This window comes from Phyllobacterium lublinensis, assembly GCF_020164435.1.
In the GTDB taxonomy this organism is placed as follows: Bacteria; Pseudomonadota; Alphaproteobacteria; order Rhizobiales; family Rhizobiaceae; genus Phyllobacterium; species Phyllobacterium lublinensis.
The window spans coordinates 509,979-529,246 of the sequence record NZ_JAIUDQ010000001.1 but is presented as its reverse complement, the minus strand read 5'-3'; the positions used below and the strand labels follow the sequence as shown (position 1 = coordinate 529,246).

General features: G+C 56.3%; 15 protein-coding genes. 9 read left to right on the top strand and 6 right to left on the bottom strand.

The annotated features are described in order from the left end of the window. Positions 1 to 31: 31 nt before the first annotated feature. Both K9U38_RS02690 and K9U38_RS02685 read right to left on the bottom strand, forming a co-directional pair. Positions 32 to 2,875: an ATP-binding protein gene (locus K9U38_RS02690; RefSeq protein ID WP_224492776.1), complete on the bottom strand. Its 2,844-nt coding sequence runs from the start codon at positions 2,873 to 2,875 to the stop codon at positions 32 to 34. A gap of 142 nt (positions 2,876 to 3,017) precedes the next feature. Beyond that, positions 3,018 to 4,124: an NADH:flavin oxidoreductase/NADH oxidase gene (locus K9U38_RS02685; protein WP_224492775.1), complete on the bottom strand. Its 1,107-nt coding sequence runs from the start codon at positions 4,122 to 4,124 to the stop codon at positions 3,018 to 3,020. A gap of 322 nt (positions 4,125 to 4,446) precedes the next feature. Here K9U38_RS02685 and K9U38_RS02680 point away from each other — a divergent pair, with 322 nt between their 5' ends. From K9U38_RS02680 to K9U38_RS02665, 4 genes are all read left to right on the top strand, one after another. Then, entirely contained in the window at positions 4,447 to 5,991 is a 1,545-nt protein-coding gene (locus tag K9U38_RS02680; RefSeq protein ID WP_224492774.1) for an ATP-binding protein, read from the top strand. Positions 5,992 to 6,076: 85 nt separating this feature from the next. Continuing rightward, positions 6,077 to 6,874 carry an alpha/beta fold hydrolase gene (locus tag K9U38_RS02675; RefSeq protein ID WP_224492773.1) on the top strand — a complete coding sequence of 266 codons (798 nt, stop codon included), beginning with the start codon at positions 6,077 to 6,079 and terminating at the stop codon, positions 6,872 to 6,874. 174 nt (positions 6,875 to 7,048) lie between these two features. After that, complete coding sequence (locus tag K9U38_RS02670) at positions 7,049 to 7,849, top strand: type 1 glutamine amidotransferase domain-containing protein (RefSeq protein WP_224492772.1); 801 nt, start codon at positions 7,049 to 7,051, stop codon at positions 7,847 to 7,849. A 108-nt stretch (positions 7,850 to 7,957) separates the two neighbouring features. Further along, positions 7,958 to 8,257: a putative quinol monooxygenase gene (locus tag K9U38_RS02665; protein WP_224492771.1), complete on the top strand. Its 300-nt coding sequence runs from the start codon at positions 7,958 to 7,960 to the stop codon at positions 8,255 to 8,257. A 392-nt stretch (positions 8,258 to 8,649) separates the two neighbouring features. Here K9U38_RS02665 and K9U38_RS02660 read toward each other — a convergent pair whose 3' ends face one another. Further along, the gene (locus tag K9U38_RS02660; RefSeq protein WP_224492770.1) at positions 8,650 to 11,493 is read right to left on the bottom strand and encodes an ATP-binding protein; all 2,844 of its coding nucleotides are present in this window, start codon (positions 11,491 to 11,493) and stop codon (positions 8,650 to 8,652) included. A 427-nt stretch (positions 11,494 to 11,920) separates the two neighbouring features. Here K9U38_RS02660 and K9U38_RS02655 point away from each other — a divergent pair, with 427 nt between their 5' ends. Then, the gene (locus K9U38_RS02655; RefSeq protein ID WP_224492769.1) at positions 11,921 to 12,949 is read left to right on the top strand and encodes an alpha/beta fold hydrolase; all 1,029 of its coding nucleotides are present in this window, start codon (positions 11,921 to 11,923) and stop codon (positions 12,947 to 12,949) included. 154 nt (positions 12,950 to 13,103) lie between these two features. Here the strand turns inward: K9U38_RS02655 and K9U38_RS02650 are convergent, their stop codons facing one another. The 3 genes from K9U38_RS02650 to K9U38_RS02640 form a co-directional block, all read right to left on the bottom strand. Next, positions 13,104 to 13,574: a YybH family protein gene (locus K9U38_RS02650; RefSeq protein ID WP_224492768.1), complete on the bottom strand. Its 471-nt coding sequence runs from the start codon at positions 13,572 to 13,574 to the stop codon at positions 13,104 to 13,106. A gap of 72 nt (positions 13,575 to 13,646) precedes the next feature. Further along, positions 13,647 to 14,321, bottom strand: coding sequence for a type 1 glutamine amidotransferase domain-containing protein (locus K9U38_RS02645; protein ID WP_224492767.1), 675 nt, complete (start codon positions 14,319 to 14,321; stop codon positions 13,647 to 13,649). Between the two features lie 159 nt (positions 14,322 to 14,480). Then, complete coding sequence (locus K9U38_RS02640; protein ID WP_224492766.1) at positions 14,481 to 15,719, bottom strand: YbfB/YjiJ family MFS transporter; 1,239 nt, start codon at positions 15,717 to 15,719, stop codon at positions 14,481 to 14,483. 568 nt (positions 15,720 to 16,287) lie between these two features. Here K9U38_RS02640 and K9U38_RS02635 point away from each other — a divergent pair. The 4 genes from K9U38_RS02635 to K9U38_RS02620 all read left to right on the top strand — a co-directional run bounded on the left by K9U38_RS02635 (position 16,288) and on the right by K9U38_RS02620 (position 19,230). Continuing rightward, positions 16,288 to 17,013, top strand: coding sequence for an SDR family NAD(P)-dependent oxidoreductase (locus tag K9U38_RS02635; protein ID WP_224492765.1), 726 nt, complete (start codon positions 16,288 to 16,290; stop codon positions 17,011 to 17,013). Beyond that, positions 17,007 to 17,477, top strand: a complete 471-nt coding sequence (locus tag K9U38_RS02630) for a RidA family protein (RefSeq protein ID WP_224492764.1) — start codon at positions 17,007 to 17,009, stop codon at positions 17,475 to 17,477. Before K9U38_RS02635 ends, K9U38_RS02630 begins: the two co-directional genes overlap by 7 nt. 49 nt (positions 17,478 to 17,526) lie before the next feature. Then, entirely contained in the window at positions 17,527 to 18,531 is a 1,005-nt protein-coding gene (locus K9U38_RS02625; RefSeq protein WP_224492763.1) for an enoyl-CoA hydratase/isomerase family protein, read from the top strand. A gap of 174 nt (positions 18,532 to 18,705) precedes the next feature. After that, complete coding sequence (locus tag K9U38_RS02620; RefSeq protein ID WP_224492762.1) at positions 18,706 to 19,230, top strand: hypothetical protein; 525 nt, start codon at positions 18,706 to 18,708, stop codon at positions 19,228 to 19,230. Positions 19,231 to 19,268 lie beyond the last annotated feature (38 nt).

Genomic DNA, 19,268 nt, shown 5'->3' with positions numbered 1-19,268 from the left:
TGTGAGAAGTAGTGGCCCGTTCGGAATGGGCTCAAACACGTTCAAAATTCTGCAGTTCCGTCAGGAGGTTGCGAGCTTTTTGCAAGTCGGGAGTCTCAAATCCATCTATGAACTGGCCATAGACAGGCACAAGCACGCTCTTGGCCTCGTCGATCCGCGACTTGTCGCGCAGCAAGGCGGCAAGATCCGTTGCACAACGGAGCCGCCACGCCCAGGCGCCGTTCTCTTCCGCGGCCTGCAGCGAGTGATGCAAGGTGGACATTGCTTCTCCGTCGCGCCCGACAGATCGTTCCTTGACAGCCCTGAGACGCAGCAACTCGGGCACCATCGAACGCTGCGGTCCAATCTCGAACAGATAGTCGAGAATTCGTACGCCCTCGTCCACGCGTCCAATTGCATAAAGAGCCCGTATCAGAAATGCATAGTAGACGTGACGACCGAGCTGCGGCAGCCCATTACGAAGGCCGTCAAATGCCGACATCAGGCCCTCCGGATCCCGGCGGGCGCCGGACAGCACGTCTATTCCTTCGGCGTAGCACTTTGCCAGCGGAAGCCATGCTGGCATGCCGTGGCGATAGATCGTGTCCTCCAATTGCTCGGCGCAGTACTTGGCCAGAGCCCATTCCTGGCATTCGCTCAGAACGAAAAGTATTCCGTGCGTATAAGAATAGATGAGTGTCCATCCATGGTGAGCCTCCAACGCCTCTGGCGCGGTAACTTGGGCGCCCCTCAAGCCTGTTCCGGGTCTGCGAGAGCAAAGCCACATGAGTGCGCTTATTGCCGTTTCCGATCTGATCCGAGGATCCAGATCGAACCGCGAAACGGAACCTTCGGAAACGCTTCGTAACTCCTGACGCAGCTTCTCCATCCTGGCTATTGCAGGTGGATACTGGCAGTGAATGATGTCTAATTCATTGCGAAGAAACTCGTGCTCCCACTGAGCCGGGCGATTGTTCGAGCGCGTTGCGACACGCTTCAAATCCTTTAGAATCTTCCGGACCTCGGTCTGATTGCCAGGCAGAAGCCGATATCGCGCCAGAGCGCCCAAAGCTCGGCATTCGGCATTGGTATCACCGATCTCACGCGAAAGACGAATTGCTGTTTCAAAGGTCTCGATGGCTTTCTCCGCATCGGCGGAGATGTAGCTGCTCACTGCCGCGAGCCCTACGATCAAATTGAGCTTCAGGGCTCGATCAGTGCAGTCGATGCGATCGAATTCGGCGAGCGCCTGCTCGCAGTTTTTGCGTGCCTCTTCGCTCAACGACAACTCGTGCCACAGCGGCAGACCGGATGCCACCAGTCGCATACCGACCAATACATCCCAGTGCAGATAGAGCGTCCAGTTGACGGCCTTCCGCAAATCATCCGCTAGACTCGCATAGGCGGTGTGCCATTGCCGCGCTGAAAGTCTTGCTTGGTCCGCGTTCGCACGAGTGAGGATGTCGAACACAAGGCCGGCATAGGCCGCGGACACAGCGGCCAGTTCCCCGGATGCTTCCAGAAGACCGCCAGCGAACGCTCGAGTACTATCAAGAAGGCGGTATCGCATCCCCCCCGCTACATGCTCGACGCTCAGCATCGACTTGGCACGCAGCCCGGCGACGGCATCAAAAACGACCGCCGTATCCAAACCATGGTGGGCAACAACGCTGACAACTGCGTCCATATCGAACGTGCCCATGAACATTGAGATTGCACGCAAGACCGCTGCCTCGCTCGTCGTAAGGAGCGCGTAGCTCCACTCCAACGTAGCAAGCATCGTCTGTTGGCGAAGCGGTCCTTCATGGCCATGTCCAACCAGTGTTGCAAATCGATCGCCAAGCTCTTCGAGGACATCCCAAGCATGTCGGCTTATCAGCCGGGACGAAACAAGCTCGATGGCGAGGGGTGATCCATCGAGGCGCCTGCATATCTCGGCGACCGCAGACGCGTCTCCATCGCCCATGGTGTATTCGCCCTTCTCGGACGCTCGTTCGATGAGAAGTTGGGGCGCGGTGTAACGAAGGACTTGTTGCGCAGTATGGGTTTGGCCGGATGGTGGAACCTGCAAAGGAGCAAGCCAGAAAACCTCTTCTCGTTTCGCGCGAAGAACCTGGCGGCTCGTTGCCAGGATCCTGATGTCCCTGGTGTTCGCGAGGATGACATCGCATAGATGCGCGACCGCGTTGAGCACATGCTCGCACGTGTCCAGCAGAAGCAGCGTCTTCCTTCGAGCGAGGATTGACGAGATCGCCTCAAGGCGGTCCTGGTTAGCTGAACTGATGCCGAGGGCCGCGGCGATAGAAGGGATGACAAATTCCTCGCCGGCCGCCCTAGAGAGATCGATGAATGTGACACGGCCTCCCTCCTCGTCTTCGAGCAGTTGCCCGGTAGCAACTGCAACGGTGGTCTTTCCGATGCCGCCGGGTCCAGCGATCGTTGTCAGGCGATTGGTGGCAATTTTCCTTCGCAACTCTGCGATGTCGTCATCCCGCCCGACAACTGTCCCCAATTCGGGGAACTGTGTATTTGCAACAACGGGCAGATCCGCAATGCTTGGCATATCCCCGGCAGTCACCTGATCGCTTAGCCAGTAGCCGCGGCCCACAAACGTCCTGATATAGTCCTCTGCCGGAGAATATTCCCTCAGTGCCCGCCTGAGCGAAGCTATCGTCACTTTCAGATTGGCTTCGTGAACGAAAATGCCGGGCCACGCCGCGTTGTATAGCTCCTCCTTGTGGACTACGTCGCCCTTCTTCTGGGCCAATATCACGAGCATCTCCATTGCGCGACCGCCAAGCCGAACCTCTTCCGCGCCGCAAAACAACCTGCGATGCTCGCTATGAAGAAGAAAGGGACCAAATGCGACCACATTATCCGGTTCCGTCGAAGCCATGTCTCCCTCTTCGCGCGCTGGTCATAGGCGCCACGTTTGGATGAAATATCCGCGTTCCAAATTATTATGTCACGGCAATTGCCGACAACAAATACCGTCGACAGTACCTCGGTGCTTGGTGTTGACGCCGACTTGGCGCGAGTCACTCGTTTTCGAATATGTTTCTGAACCGACTGGATTGCGATTGGAGGTATTGCCTCGGCACGTGCACCTTGCCACCAAGCTGTGCGGCGGCATGCCAAGGCCAGTTCGGATCGAACAGGATCGTCCGTGCGAGAGCCACCATGTCAGCATCACCCGTTCCGACGATAGCCTCGGCCTGTTCGAAACCTGTGATAAGTCCAACTGCGACGACGGGCATCTTGACCTCTTTCCTGACCGCGCGAGCAAACGGGACCTGATAGCCCGGCCCAATCGGGATACTTTGGCCAGGATGTAAGCCGCCGCTGGATACATGTACGGCGTCGCAACCACGCCTCTGCAATTCCACCACGAAATGAAGCGTTTGCTCCAAGTTCCAACCTCCATCGACCCAATCAGTAGCGGAAACCCTGATCGAGACGGGCACCTCGGTAGGAACCTCTGAGCGGACGGCATCAAATACTTCGAGAGGAAAACGCATTCGATTTGCCAAGGAGCCGCCGTAATCATCACCGCGGCAATTGGTCAGGGGCGAGAGGAATTGATGCAGGAGGTACCCGTGAGCAGCATGGACCTGCACCAGGTCCAAGCCAAGCTTGGCGGCTCGTCTTGCCGCGGCTGCGAATGCATCGCGAACATTTTTCAATCCCTCCCTATCCAGGGCGACTGGATTGAGCATTCCCTTGCGGTACCGAAGTCGCGATGGTGCAAAAGTTTGCCAACCCAGAGCTTCGGTTGGCGAAATCTGACCTCCGCCTTTCCAGGGAACTTCAGTCGACGCTTTCCGACCCGCATGGCTGAGCTGTATTCCGATCGGTATATTCGTCCACCGACGGATGCTCTCGAGAATTAGCCCCATCGCTGCATAAGATCGCTCGCTCCACAAGCCGAGGTCGGCGTAGGTTATACGGCCTTCGGGCACAACTGCAGTTGCCTCGATCGTAAGCAAAGCGGCACCGGATAATGCTAGTTTGCCAAGGTGAATCAGATGCCATTCGTTCATGCAACCTTCTTCGGCAGAATACTGGCACATCGGGGCGATCACGATGCGATTGAGGAGATTCAAGCCCCTTATTCTGATGGGCTGGAAGAGAGCTGCTGTTGACATTAGCTTCACCCCACGTCCTTGGCTCGCATCACGAACGGCCTGCGCCCAATACCAACTCCGTCACAGGCATAGCGTCACCGCCGCTCTCGCCGGGCACCAAACGAACAAGTTCAGGAACAAGATTGATACTTACGCCGGAAGTGCATTCGTAGCGCGTAAAATATGGTCAAAGCCTGTGAAATGTTGCCGCCAGCGCAGGGCTCATTCCGAGGCAAACGAACCCATCCCCATAATTTACCTGATTTTACCTCCATGGAGACTGAGGTCCTGTAGTATCAGATGGAACATTTGTGAATCCACCGCTCTGGTGAGGGCAACCGAAATGGGATATCACGCAAGAGGCTTTTTCGACTTTGGGCCATACCGGTTGAACCCGGCGGCAAGGGTTCTGTTACGAGGCGACGAATTGCTTTCAATAGGCAGCCGCGCCTTCGACATGCTGGTCGCTCTTGTCCAAAACCACGGAAGGGTCCTTTCCCACGCGGAACTCATGGCGTTCGCATGGCCCGGCCTCAATGTCGAAGCCTCCAACATCAGAGTGCAGATGACACACCTGAGGCGCGAAATCGGTTGTGGCGAAAACGGCGATCGCTATATCGTTAGCTTGGCGGGACGCGGCTACAGCTTCGTCGCACCTGTTACATGGGAAGAGGCCTCGCAGTCGATACAGGCTTGGCCTGTACCCTTGAGCGACGTTCAGTCATCCTGCACAGGACCCTGCATCGCGAAGGCTTTTCCACCTCGCTTGAGCCACCCTATCGGCCGAGACGAAAATATTGAGAAGCTTTCGCAGATGGTGGCTGAACGCCGTTTCATTACCATTGTGGGCGCGGGTGGGGTCGGTAAGACGACCCTTGCAATTTTGGTGGCCCACGCCCTGCGCATGTTTGAAGATGTGCGTTTTGTCGATCTCAGCACGGTCGACGATGAAGCGGCTGTACTAGAGGCGATCGCCTCGGCCCTCGATACCCCCTCTTCAGAAAGTGATGTTATTGAGGATGTCATCGGCCGCCTGTCGTCACGTCGCGCCCTCGTGATCCTCGACAATTGCGAGCATGTCATCGACGCTGCGGCTGATGTTGTCGTTTCACTGCTTGGACAGACCGGCCGGGTGCATATTCTCGCCACGAGTCGAGAAGCGTTCCGCTTGCCCGGCGAAGCCGTATTCCTGCTCCAACCCCTCGGCGTTCCTCCGCATACAGGGCGTTTGACTGCAGCGCAGGCGTTACTTTGGCCCGCGATCCAGCTTTTTGTAGAGCGTGCGGTTGATAGCGGTCATCTCGAGCCTTTTGTCGATGAGCAGGCAGCGACAATAGCGGCCATCTGCAGGAGATTGGACGGTAATCCGCTTGCGATCGAACTGGTGGCGAGCCGTATGGGACCATACGGCCTCGATCGGGTCGTGGAAATGTTGGACAACCAACTCGCCTTGCGATGGAAAGGTAGCCGATACGCTGCCCCGCGCCACCAAACGGCCGAAGCGATGATGGACTGGAGTTACGCTCTTCTATCCGACACGGACCAACGAGTGTTCAGGGGGCTATCGGTATTCTCGGGTGAGTTCTCGCTGGATTCTGCCATAGCGATGATGGAATACGATGACCTAGAGCACGCGGATATCATCGAATCGATCGGCAATCTTATCGACAAGTCTCTTCTTTCAATTCACCCCGGAGAGGGACCCGCGCTACTCAAGCTGGCAGGCATCGCCAGGTCGTATGCTGCGTTCAAACTCCTTGGCTCCGGGGAGCGCGAACCTATCGAGCAGCGGCAGCTTCTGCACCATGCCCACCCACCTCAACGGTGCGGGACGAACACAGTTTTCGCTTCGGAGATCAAACAGGCGATGCAGATCCAGGCGTCTTGAGCGTGGACCATGCGGCTGCCCAACAGGTGCCACACCACAATCGCGGGATTTAACCATAATTAACGTGCGTCTGAGGCGTGGTCGAATGAGTATTCCTGATATGGCAGTTTCATCGGAGGAAGATCGCATGTACCGAAACCTTGGCCTTATATTCTGTGTCCTGATGGCGTTCGCAAGCACATCCTCTTCGGCAATCGCATCGGATCACCAGGCAAAGACCGTCGTCCTTGTTCACGGTGCTTTTGCCGACGGATCGTCTTGGCAAAAAGTCATCCCCCTACTGCACGATGCCGGACTGAAAGTGATCGCCGTCCAGAATCCATTGGAGTCCCTGGAAAGCGACGTGGCTTTCACCACGCGCGCAATCCGCGATGCCGAAGGACCCGTGGTGCTCGTCGGTCATTCGTGGGGTGGCGTCGTCATCACGGAGGCTGGTGGCGATCCAAAGGTCAAATCTCTGGTTTACGTGGCCGCCTACGCTCCGGATGCCGGCCAATCTCTGGTGGACGTCGCCTCCAAGTATCCCGATCAGGAAAGCCGGACGACTTACGTCAAGGACGAAGATGGGTATCTAAAGATAAGCCATGACGGTATTTCAAGGTACTTCGCAGCCGGACTATCGCCGGACGAACAACGGCTCGTTGCGGTAGTCCAAGGGCGGTTTCATGTGCGTGGTACTACCACACCCGTTGGCCACCCCGCCTGGCGTGACAAACCGTCCTTCATGGTTGTAGCGACGGAGGATCAGATCATCGCACCGCAGCTGCAAAGGGATCAGGTGAAAACCACAAACGCAGAGATGGTTGAAGTGTCATCCGGTCACGTCGCCATGCTTTCCCACCCCAAAGAGGTTGCGGAACTCATTGTGAAGGCCGCCCAATAGACTGGGAAGGGCGAGCACGTCCCTGTCGGCCTGAAATGACCAATAGTCCCGGATCAACCGTCAACAGGGCCCCATGAACTTTCGGACCTTGGTCAACTCCACCGTTGGCCTGCCACCAACATCATCGCTCGCCGGGCCCCACCGATCTGTAACCAATCGAATGAGGAGGATGCTATGAGCAAGGGTAAAGTTCTTGTCGTCGGGTCAAATGCCACCCGGATTGAGATTCAGGGCGGAACAACCGGTCCGACAGGCCAGTATCTCAACGAAACTGTGGTGCCAATTTTGGCTCTTGTCGACGCGGGATACGAGATCGTATTGGCCACACCCAATGGCACCAAGCCGCACATCGACCCCGTGTCTGATGTGGCGCAGCATTTCGACGGCGACGAAGCGGCTCATAGACGCGGCCGCGCCTTTTTCGACAACGATCGGGCTATGAACGACGTAAGGACATTGAGATCGGTAATCGACGATGGTCTCGATTGCTATGCTGGCGTCTTTGTACCGGGTGGTCAGGCCCCGGTGGTCGATCTTATGCAGGACGGCGATCTCGGGGAGATCCTGCACCACTTTCATTCGCGCGGAAAGCCGACGGCCTTCCTTTGCCATGGTCCGATCGCCTCGCTGGCAGCACTGCCGCGCGCAAGAGAATATCGGGCTGCCTTGATTGCCGGCAACTTGTCCAAAGCATCTGAATTTGCCAAGGATTGGCAATATGCAGGTTACGAGATGACAGTATTCTCCGCGAGCGAGGAGAAACCAATCGAAGAGCAGATCCTTCACGGAAAGCTATATTTCAATATGCCCGACGCACTAACCGTGGCGGGGGGCGACGTCAGGACTAACCCGATCGACTTCTCCCCCCATGTGATCGTGGACCGCGAACTTATCACAGGCCAGAACCCGCGATCAGATCACCCCCTTGGAGCAAAGCTGATCGAGGCCCTTAACGGTGTGATGGCCTCTACGTGATCTGATGAAATGTGGTGTTGAAGATGCTGATGCGACTTCGATACCGACCTTGCACTTCGCCACTCTCGTCCACGTATACCCGTCGTGTATTCCATCAGGAGCCCTAGAATGACGCAGTCGCCGACGAAGATCACTGCGATCCTCACAGCCCACCTAAGCAAGGCTGCCGAGCTACGAGCATTGCTTGTTGGCATGGCACCGCTTTGCAGAGCCGAACCCGGCAATCTGCGCTGGGATGTTTGGCGGGACCTAGCACATGGCGAGCGATACGTGCTCGACGAACTCTATGTCGACGCCGCCGCAGTCGAGGCACACCGCATGACGCCCCACTATCAGTCCTATCTGGCCAAGATTCCCGAACTCGCCGAGCGAACAGCGTGGATCCTGGAGGCCGTAGAAGTCGTATAGCGCGATCCGGCCTGAAGGCCATACAAACGGCCAGGCAGACACGCAGAAATCGCAATAAAGCCGTCCGGCCCTGTCGCTGGCGACGTCTGCTTTCGGGCAACGGCCAAGCTCAGCTCTACGGCCAAAATCAGGGCGCGAAGCCGTCGTTGAACGCATTTCTTGCAAATTTCCGCAATGGGCCCGACACGGACAAGCTATCAAAGGTCTTGAGTGGAACCGAACCAAATACCACTAAATACGATTCCGGCAGTTCCACATGCGAAATGATGCGATTTTTGGCAACCAGATCTACAGTGGTTCATACCACGTGTCCTGTTTGTTGCACCAAGCTCTGGCTTATGTCAGAACTCGGTCCCCAATTGAAGTATCCAGTCCCGACTCCAACGTTCTAGCTAACTCACTTGATCCAATATAGTTTTGGCCTGTCTTACCCTTGATGCAGACAAGCCTTCGGCAAATCGTCGATACACGGGCGAAAGTACCTCATAGGCCTCAGTATCTTTCTGTTGGTCTTGTAAACACTTTGCCAAGCTCGTTGCAGCGGATAGTTCCCAATAAACTGCTTTTTGTGCCCGCGCCTGTCGCATGGACTGACGAAACAAGTCTTCAATCAAGGCTGGTTCGCCGAAATCGCTGCGACAGAGCAATTCGCCCTTGATCCTCAAGATTTCCGGCACGAACCAGCGATATTCACTCCCGACTGCGAACCGCAGCGTATCGTCAATTTCACTGAGTGCGTCATCATGACGGCCAATCGAGCACAATGCCGCCGCAAGCTCTACCCGGAAAAACGGATAGAACAGCAAGTACATTGCTCCCTGCATATCGGCGAGGCCAGAACGAAGCAGCGGGAAACCTATATCGGCCTCACCTCGCCTTGTTGCGAGACTGCCTCTCACACAAAGGCCGGCCGCACGAAATGGTCGCAACGCGTGTTTGGAGGCAAGATCAACAAGCTCCTCGCCATAGTCATTCCCCATTTCCAACTCATCGAGACTAAGCGCAACGAAGCAAGATGCCCACGCGAGGGCTACACAGAGCACCGTAGGTTGGTCCGTAAGACGCGCCTCCTCAATCGCCTCTCTTGAAACTCGCAATGCGACATCCAAGTGGCCCTGCGATATCAGGTTCACCGTGTTATGTCCCATGGCCGATGTACGCAGGTCGCCCCCAACCCGCACCATGTCTTGATTCCGACGGTCGGTGGGGTAGTTGTCGATAGCCCAACGAAGTCGTTCATCGGCCTGGGCGTGAGCCGCCAAATAGGTTTGTGGTACTCCAACGAGCCAGGCGGCCGTCGCCTGGGATTGGAGGTCCCGAAAACGAGCGACCTCCTCATATTCGCGGGCAAAAGCCAGCGCATCACTTAGTGCCATGGAGCGGGCAGAAAAGAGCCAGAGACCGCATGTTGCACGCTGCTGATAGTCGAAATCCCCAAGCCTTCGCGCAAGATCAAGCGCTCGTATCAGAATCTCGCGTGTGTGAGAACTCATTCCCTCAGCATAGATAAGCGCAAAACCAAGGCTACATCGCAACACCATTTCGAACCGGGTATCTGTCGCGTCACCGATCTGTTCCAGAGCTTTGCCGGCCCAATACCGTGCCTCCACGACCAATGAGGCAGCTACCCAAAAATCACTTGTGGTGGCGGCAAGCCTGACCCCGAGAGCAGCGTCACCATCCGCAGAGAAGGCCCAGTTCAGGGCAGCACGAAGATTGTCAACTTCGCGGCGGTAATAGTTCAGATTGTCAATCGCGGCGCGATGTTCGCTCTCGATCAAGAATGGGGCAAACTGCGTGAGGGAGAACTCCGCTAGGCGGCGCATTACCTGATCATGCTTGCCACTTTGGGTCAATTTTTCGAGCGAATATACCCGCACCGTCTCAAGCAACCGCCATCGCCGAGCGTTCTCTGATCCATCGAGCGTTACAAGAGACTTCGATACCAAACTAGAAATACCGAGTGCGATGCTGGAGTCGGTGTCGCCTACAACAGCGGCGGCGGCCTCGAGCGTGAACCCGGCTGGGAAGACCGCTAGCTGGCACAGCAGGTCCTGTTCCGCGGGCGGCAACAGCTCGTAGCTCCAGTCCAGTGTTGCACGCAACGTTTGGTGCCGCGGCAGAGCCGTACGTCTTCCGCCGGTAAGAAACGAAAACAGATCGTCCAAGCGTTCGGCGACCTGTTGCACACCGAGACTTGCCGCTCTGGCAGCAGCTAACTCAATTGCAAGCGGAATGCCGTCTAGCCGCCGACAAATCGCGGCGATGACGGGCAGCTTCTCGTCCTCTGATATGAAATCCGCACGAAGCGACCGCGTTCGGGTGATGAACAGCTGTATGGCGCTGTGATCAAGGAGATCATTCGTCTCCTCCACTTGGTGCGCTGGTACGGCAAGCGCCGGAACACGATAGACGCATTCCCCCTCGATGCTCAACAGCTCCCGACTGGTGGCAAGCAGCGTCGTATTTGGACACAGGCGTACCAGGGTATCCGCCATCCTGGCTGCCGCATCGATCACGTGTTCGCAATTGTCAAGTACGAGGAGTGTTTTCTTGTTTCCTATCGATCGAGCTACCCACTCTGCCGAGAACACGTCACCGCGCAGCTGAAAGTTGAACACAGATGCGATGGTGGGAGGTACCAGGTCGGGGTCCGACAAAGAGACAAGCTCTATGAAAAGTACATCGCCACCAAATATCGGGAAAATTCTGCGGGCAACCTCGGATGCAAGTACGGTTTTTCCGATCCCGCCCGGCCCGGTCAACGTCACCACTCGGTAGGCAGATAACAAGTCGCGCAGGTGTTGCACGGCCCCCTCGCGACCAATGAGAGCCGACGCCGCGACAGGAACATTGGTGAGGAATGGATTGTTTGCTACGCCAGTGCGCAGGTTTACGCTCGGCCGATTGCTTGCCTGTCGTATTTCCCAGTCGCCGAGCAGCCGATAGCCGCGACCGGAATCTGTCTTGAGCATATCACGGTCGGGGCCAAGCGCCTTACGAATTGCAGAGATGTGAACCTGAACCGTATTGTCCTCGACGCTTAGCCCCGGCCAAACGCGCCTCATGAGGTCATCCTTGGTTACCAGGTTCCCCGCCGACTGCACCAGAATCTCTATGATTTCGAAGGCGCGTCCCCCGATCGGTACCGCTAACCCGTGCGCACGCAATTCCCGCTGCGCGAGATCGATCTCCCATCCGCCTGTCTCAAACACAAGTGGTTCATTCTGCTGCATCGCAAATAGGAGTTTCACCTTCGAGAATAGTATTATTAATTAAGAAGCCCCACGTGGCAAGGGCGCACGCGGAAATGATCTGCCATTTGTCCCAAGCGACCTGGAAACAAATACCACTCGGCTTGCGTCCGGGTTGTCAAACGATCTTCGCGCGTTGCCAGCGCCAAGCATTATAGGATCCCTCGCGGGAGCGACTTCTACTCACCCTCGTCGAGGCAATGATGTGCCCCAGACCCGTCTGTGAGACACGCCGGCCAGTTCATGCCGACAGGTACAGACCGGCGCTTGAAAAATTGTGCAGAATCAAGCGCAAATCGACACCTCAGCATAATAGACACCCTGAACTTTTCTGGTGATTGATGGAGCTCGTACATACGTCAGTATTTGCTGACGGGCCGGTTCAAGCAATCAGTTGGAGAACTTTGCAATGTCCGAAATAGATTTCGCAAACTTGACCCGCCGCTCCTTTGGCAGCATCGCCCTCGGTCTAACAGCAGCTACCACTTTGGTCGGGCAATCGACCAGAGTTCGCGCGGCGGCAATGCCCACAACCGCCCACCTCGGCGACATCAAACACATAGATGCTGGCGACCTCAGTGTTACCTATGTCGAGATGGGACCCGCCGACGGATCGCCAGTGCTGCTGCTCCATGGTTGGCCGTACGACATAAACAGTTTCGCCGACGTCGCGCCAATCCTTGCCGAAAAGGGTCTTAGAGTCATCGTGCCCTACCTTCGGGGCTACGGAGGTACGACCTTCCTGTCCAGCAAGACCAAGCGCAACGGACAGCAGGCGGCGCTCGCAAACGACACCATCGAACTGATGAATGCGCTCAAGATCAAGACGGCCACGCTTGCAGGCTTTGACTGGGGTGCTCGAACCGCTGGCATTGTGGCCGCCCTCTGGCCTGAAAGGTGTAGATCGCTTGTATCTGTAAGCGGTTACCTCGTCGGCAGCCAGAGCGCAGGAAAGGTGCCATTGCCGCCGTCGGCCGAGCTTCAGTGGTGGTATCAATACTACTTCGCGACTGACCGGGGCCGGGACGGATATGAGAAATATACCAGCGAATTTGCGAGACTCATTTGGAAGCTGGCTTCTCCACGCTGGGAATTCGATGACGCGACCTTCGAACGAACCGCAGCAGCATTCTCCAATCCGGATCACGTGGAGATCGTCGTTCACAATTATCGGTGGCGACTTGGACTTGCGACGGGTGAGCCACGATTCGACGAGCACGAGGCGAAACTCGCGATGGCACCGGACATCCAAGTTCCCGCGATTACGTTGGAGGGCGACGCTAACGGCGCTCCTCACCCGGATCCCAAGACATATGCCCAAAAATTCAAGGCCAAGTATCAACACCGCCTGATATCTGGCGGTATTGGCCACAACCTTCCGCAAGAGGCTCCGGCGGCGTTTGCGCAGGCGGTCATCGATGCCGACTCCTGGGTATAGCGGGAACTGAATCGGCCTAGCCGTGGCAAACGGCTGGTCTTGATATGTCCTGCGGCCTCCAAGTCGCGCAGGTCCAAATCGCCGCGTAATTTGTGCTGCAGCAAGTTGGCGGCAGGAGGCTGCTGCGCGGAAAGAATTTGAAGAACTCTCAACCCTACCGGTGATCGCCGAAGATAAGCCGCTGGTAGTCGGTGAGGAGTTTGGGGTCCTCTATGGATCCATGATGGTGGAGTTGGTGCCATATCCCATCTGTCCGGATGAACCATCTCGTCGTACGGAAAGCCAAATCCAATCGTTCGGTGGGAGTCGCACAGATGCCGCGCTCGCGCCCTACAAAGAGATGCCAGTCAGCCGCGCCCTGACTGCTAAAATCGTGAAAGCTCACCTGCACCGTCGCCCGTCCGCCGAATAGCTTGAGGTAGCCCTCGCTTATGGAAGTCCAGCCCCGGCGGATGCCACCGATCGGATTGTCCATGCTTGGGGCGTCGCCTGGCATCCAATTCAGTTGAAGGGCAGCCAGGTCGCCAGCATTAAAAGCGTGATAGAACTCGATCAGCGCGTCTTGCGCGCTGCCGTCGCCGGCTTTGGTTTCTGAACCATTGATTTCATTCCTATTTTCCAGCATCGAAGACCCCTTCTAGAAGTGTTTTGATCCGGCAGCCTGGGCCACCGGATCGCCCGACGGCGGATTTTCCGTTCAGATAAGTTCGAGCAGGGCTTGGGCGGCGGCCGTCGATGATGCGGGATTCTGACCGGTAATAAGTCGCCCGTCGGTAATCGAGAAGCTCCCCCAATCGGCTACCTTCTCGTATCTTCCGCCGAGGCGCTTAAGTTCATCCTCGACGAGGAAGGGAACCACCGAGGTTAGATGGACTGCCTCCTCCTCCGTATTGGCAAAGCCCGTAACGCGCTTGCCCTTCACGAGAGGCTCGCCTTGATATTTCACATGGCGAAAGACTCCGGGGGCATGGCATACGGCAGCGACGGGCTTGCCGGAGGTGTAAAAGTCCTCAATCAGCGAGATCGACTTCCTGTCTTCGACGAGATCCCACATTGGACCATGTCCTCCGGAATAGAAGACGGTATCGAAGTCCGAGGCGTTGACGGTGGAGAGCGTGATTGTGTTCGCCAAGACCGACTGAGCGTCTTTATCGGACTTGAACCGCGTCATGGGCGGGGTCTGGTTGCTTGGTTCGTCGCTCTTGGGATCAATCGGCGCCTGTCCGCCGAGTGGGGATGCTACTGTTACCTGCGCTCCCGCATCCTTGAAGACGTAATAAGGAGCGGCGAACTCCTCCAACCAAAAGCCTGTTTTCTTGCCGGTATCTCCGAGCTGATCATGAGAGGTCAGCACCATCAGGATCTTCGTCATTGTTCTTTCCTTCTAAGTTTGATTGACCGGCAGAGCGGAAGTTTGTGCTTCGCGAAGCTTGACACTCCGCCACGCCGCCAATTTTGCATTGATCCAGTTAGAATGACCCGTCCTACGCCAAGATTCTATTGTTCCATGGTATCGCCGATACCATTGGAGTTAAGCTTGCGTTCGCGCACGGTTCAGACCGTGTATTCTGGGATCCGCCTTTTTGGTGAGCGGCCAACTCAGGATCATGAAGACGTAAATTGCAGCCCCGATGACAAGCGTCATGCTCGCGATACCAAGCGCCAGTTCGAACCCGGCTTCCACGCTATCAACATGCCTCAAAATCAAGCCGACCGAGGGAGGACCAAGAATCTGACCGACGGCAAAGACCGCTGTCAGAAGCCCCATGTAACGAGCGTGATGATGCGACCGAATTCTCCGAACCTCATTCATGGCGAAGTAGCTGATCGCAGTAAATGGCAGACCGACAAGGACACTGCTGATCGTCAGGCCTACTGCAGAATGCCACACTACAGAAAGGGCGACTCCAACTGCCTGCACGACGTATGCGCCAATCAGATATAATCGGACATCCACGGCTTTCCCAACGCGTGCGGCAAGCAGAGATCCCGCAACGGCAGCAAAGCCGAACGCTGGCCAGAATATGGTCTGCAACGCCGAATTGGGGAAGGTGTTCTTGGCAATGACGGGCAGATAAGTGGCAGTGATGATGTATCCAAACCCTGCAAGGCCATAAGCCAGCGCGAAAAGCGGGACTTCGGATCTGGACACCTTTCCGATCTTACTGGCGCTCGTTCCCACCGCGAAGACATCGGGAGAACTTTTCTGTTTCTGAAAAATGCTCCACACCAAGATGCTCAACATTGCCGACATGACTGCGAAGATGAGCCAGGCAGCATTGGCTGAAAAACCCATGGTCGTCATGATGCCCGCCGCCAGTCCGGTCAGCGCGATTCCGGCGCCGGGGCCCGTGTAAATCGCGCTACCAATCGAAGAGGGACTATGCGAGAGCTCGGCAAGGCACCATCCCGAAGTGAAGACAAAACCGATTGCAGAGACCACACCAGCCAGGAATCGTAGGGAGACCCATGCTGACTGAATTGGCACCGCCATCGCGGCTGTGAGCAGTACGGTCGAGATCAGCGTTGCGTGGATAATCGCCGCGTGATCCCACTTCTTGGGGATAATCATGGCAGCGAGGGCACCGACCAGATAGCCAACATAGTTTGCCGTCGCCAATTCGCTCGCCAGATGCAAATCCAAAACTCCGTCGTGAAGCATAATTGGCAGAATGGGGGTGAAGGCAAATCTACCAACACCCATCGCAATCGCGAGCGAGACCGAACCGGCGAATGTTACGGCAACATAGTTTCGAGTATGTTCTGACATGGCTGGTACCTCAAGTTTCTTGGGTGGGGGATACGGAGTTTGCTGACCGGTCCGTTGGCTGATCGCCGAGGACAAGGAGCGCGCCGTCCTGCACTGTCTGGCCAGATAAGGGTTTGCATTGACCCTGTGAACGACCGAATGCCGGCACACTGTCTATCGCCACGCGGCAAGATGATCAGAGACCGCTTATGGCGGCGCGCGATGAGGCATTGAGGATTTTCGTCGCTGCCGAGACGGCAGCGAGGACTGAATTATGGGATCATGCTACCGAAACAGTTCTGAGAACCCGGACAGCTTACGAACTTCCCCTGAGCAAGACTATTGCACTTTAGTATTCAGCCCGTCGACCTAGCCGCAACCAATCCGATGGTACCGGACAACACCTTGGTACAATAGCCAACGTCTGAGTTTCGAGAGAAGGTCGGCACGCTCCGAGACGGCGACATGCACTGCGTCACCGTCGAGACCTAACGCAAATTCGAACTCGATGGCACGATTTCCGTTGGCCACGACCTTTTGTCGGCTGGCAGCGAATGATTGCGTCCGTTCGACGAAAAGGATGCAGACGATGAACAACACTAAAACCATATTGATCACGGGCGCATCTCAAGGGATTGGCGCCGGACTCGTTAACGCATTTCTGCAGAGGAATTACAACGTCGTTGCAACGTCGCGCCGTATATCCAACACCACCGAGCTCGATCGTTCAGCGCGGCTGGAACTGGTCGAGGGAGACGTTGGCGATCCCGCGACGGCGGAGCGGGCGGCGGGCGTTGCAATCAAGCAATTCGGATCGATCGACGCTCTCGTAAACAACGCTGGTCTGTTTCAAACCAAGCCGTTCCTCGATTTCACGATCGACGATTTTCGTCAGCTATCCTCGACCAATATCGAGGGATTCATCCATTTCACAAAGAGTGCGATCCGACAGATGCTCCGACAGAAAACAGGCGGAAGCGTCGTAAGCATAACGACTTCATTAACTGATCACCCTATCGCCGGCGTGAACGCCTCGTTGGCAATGATAACAAAGGGTGGCTTGGACGCTATCACGAGGAGCTTGGCAATGGAGTTTGCCAAGGACAACATTCGGGTAAACGCGGTAGCACCCGGGATAGTCGACACTCCCATGCATGCCGAAGATCCAAAAGACTACCTCAAATCCTTGTCACCCATGGGCGCGATTTCCAGCATAAAGGAGATTGTTGATGGTGTGGTTTATCTGACGGAGTCCGCAAGCGTTACCGGGGAGGTGCTGCATGTCGACAATGGCGCACATCTAGGCAAATGGTAGGGAGCGATGCGGATCGCAGGCTGAAGGAACTCGGCGTAGTACTCCCTTCTCCACCGATTCCGCTCGGCGCATACGTTGAGGCGACACGCTGTGGCTCGCTGCTGTTCCTGAGTGGTATGCTTCCCGTTGACCGCGACGATCCAAAGTACAGCGGGCGACTGGGCGAGGAACTTTCAATCCAGGACGGGTACGACGCAGCACGTTCCGCCAGCCTCGGCGGGCTGGCCGCGGCACAGGAGTTTCTGGGGTCCTTAAATCAGATACGCAGCATCGCAAAGCTCGGGGTCTACATTGCCACGCCCGCCGGCTTTCGCGAACACCCCAAAGTCGCCGATGGAGCCTCTGAACTCCTTCTTGATGTGTTCGGAGCAGGGAAAGTTCCCCCGCGCATAGTCCTGGGCGTTGCCAGCATACCATTGGGGTTGCCCGTTGAAATCGAACTCATATTCGAGATCGAGCCCTAGCAACCCGTTCGCTTTCAACTTTAGCGTTCAACCTAGATTGGAGACAGTTATGAAAACGAAGCCAGATAACAAATCCCGTTCCTGCTTGCACCTTGGCCTTCCGGCCGGCGCTTCAACGTTCCTCAGCACTGCAGTAATTTTGATGATTCCTGCAATCGCTCTTGCTGGTCAGGGCACAGCGCCGATCGCCGCCGACAAGCCAGCGCATTCCAGCGCCCAAACGGAGGAGCGGACAGAAATCAGGGTGGACAAGCGGACGCCTGCTTATTGGCGCGTCACATTTGACAATCCTCCTTTTAACATTTTTGGACCAGAAACGATTCCCCAGATGGAAAAGGTCATATCGGCCATCGAGGCCGATCCTGATCTGAGGATCGTGGTATTCGACAGCGCGGTACCGGGCTTCTTTCTGACCCACTACAACTTCACGCCGCCACTGTCTGATTCTACCAGCCTCCCATCTGGGCAGACCGGTCTCCATCCGCTGCCGGACATGCTTGTCCGTCTGAGCAAAGCGCCAGTCGTGTCGATTTCCTTGATCCGTGGCCGCGCCACCGGCGTAGGAAGCGAATTGGCGCTGGCAAGCGACATGAGGTTCGCGAGCCGGGAAAAGGCGATCCTGTCGCAGTGGGAAGTCGGGGCGGGATTCGTTCCTGGCGGCGGCCCGATGGCACGGCTTCCCCGACTGATGGGCCGTGGCCGGGCGCTTGAAGTACTGCTTGGATCGGACGATGTGGACGGCGAATTGGCCGAACGGTACGGCTACGTCAATCGCGCTTTCCCAGACGACGAGCTCGATACCTTCGTCGACGCTCTCGCAAAAAGGATTTCCGGATTCGATCGCCAAGCGATCGCCGACACGAAGCGGCTCGTCGATTTCGCAAGTCTGCCGTCTGACACCGAGATCGGCGCTGGATGGAACGCCTTCATCACGTCCGTGCAGCGCCCAGTTGCCCAAGCGAATATCGGAAAGCTCATCGAAATGGGCTTGCAGACCAACCCCGACATAGAAGGCAGGTTGGGTCATTTCACCGGAACGCTAGCGGAAGAATAGGCAGACAGCCCTCAGCCCAAAATCATGGGCTGCGGCTCGGCAACGTCCTGAACACCCATCTTGCAAAGGAGGTCGATGACCCAGTTCTCATCGGTTCCTGGTTTTATTTGAAATCATTAGCAGCTCGCTAACGACTGCTGCCCACGTCATCCAGCAATACAGAGGAGAAACGACATGCATGAGAACCAGATCGTAGACTCAAGCTTTTCCACGATAATCAACGCGCGGATCGAGAATATCGATATTCCGGAATGGTGTTTTTCTCTCCCTGAAAAAGAGTATCAGGGGTGCTCGCCCGCACATATTGCCGCTGGGTTCACGACATCGCCCGATGGCAAACGCATGTCGATCAACGTTGAAACTATTGGCGGGAGCTTGATGGTCCAGCACTACATCGAGACCCTCGGCGACAGGCATCACTTGGTTCTCGATTCAGATTCTGACGTATTCACTCCGACAGGCCGGACTACAATTCATGTGACTTGGGAACTGAGCGTCAAGCAGATCGACAAGGATCGTTGCGAATTCACCAACCGGGTAAGGTCCTACGCTACAGAGGAGATGATGGCGTTCCTCGCCCAGCAGGGCATCCCATTTGATCTTTTCCGTTCGCAGCGCCAACCGGCATCCATTGCGCACAACCAGGGCGAGACGCCTCTTTTCGCAGCCAGCATCGAGCGCGCCGCGAACCGGAATTGAAACTCAAAGCGGCGACTGCCTAACGTAAAGGAGAATTT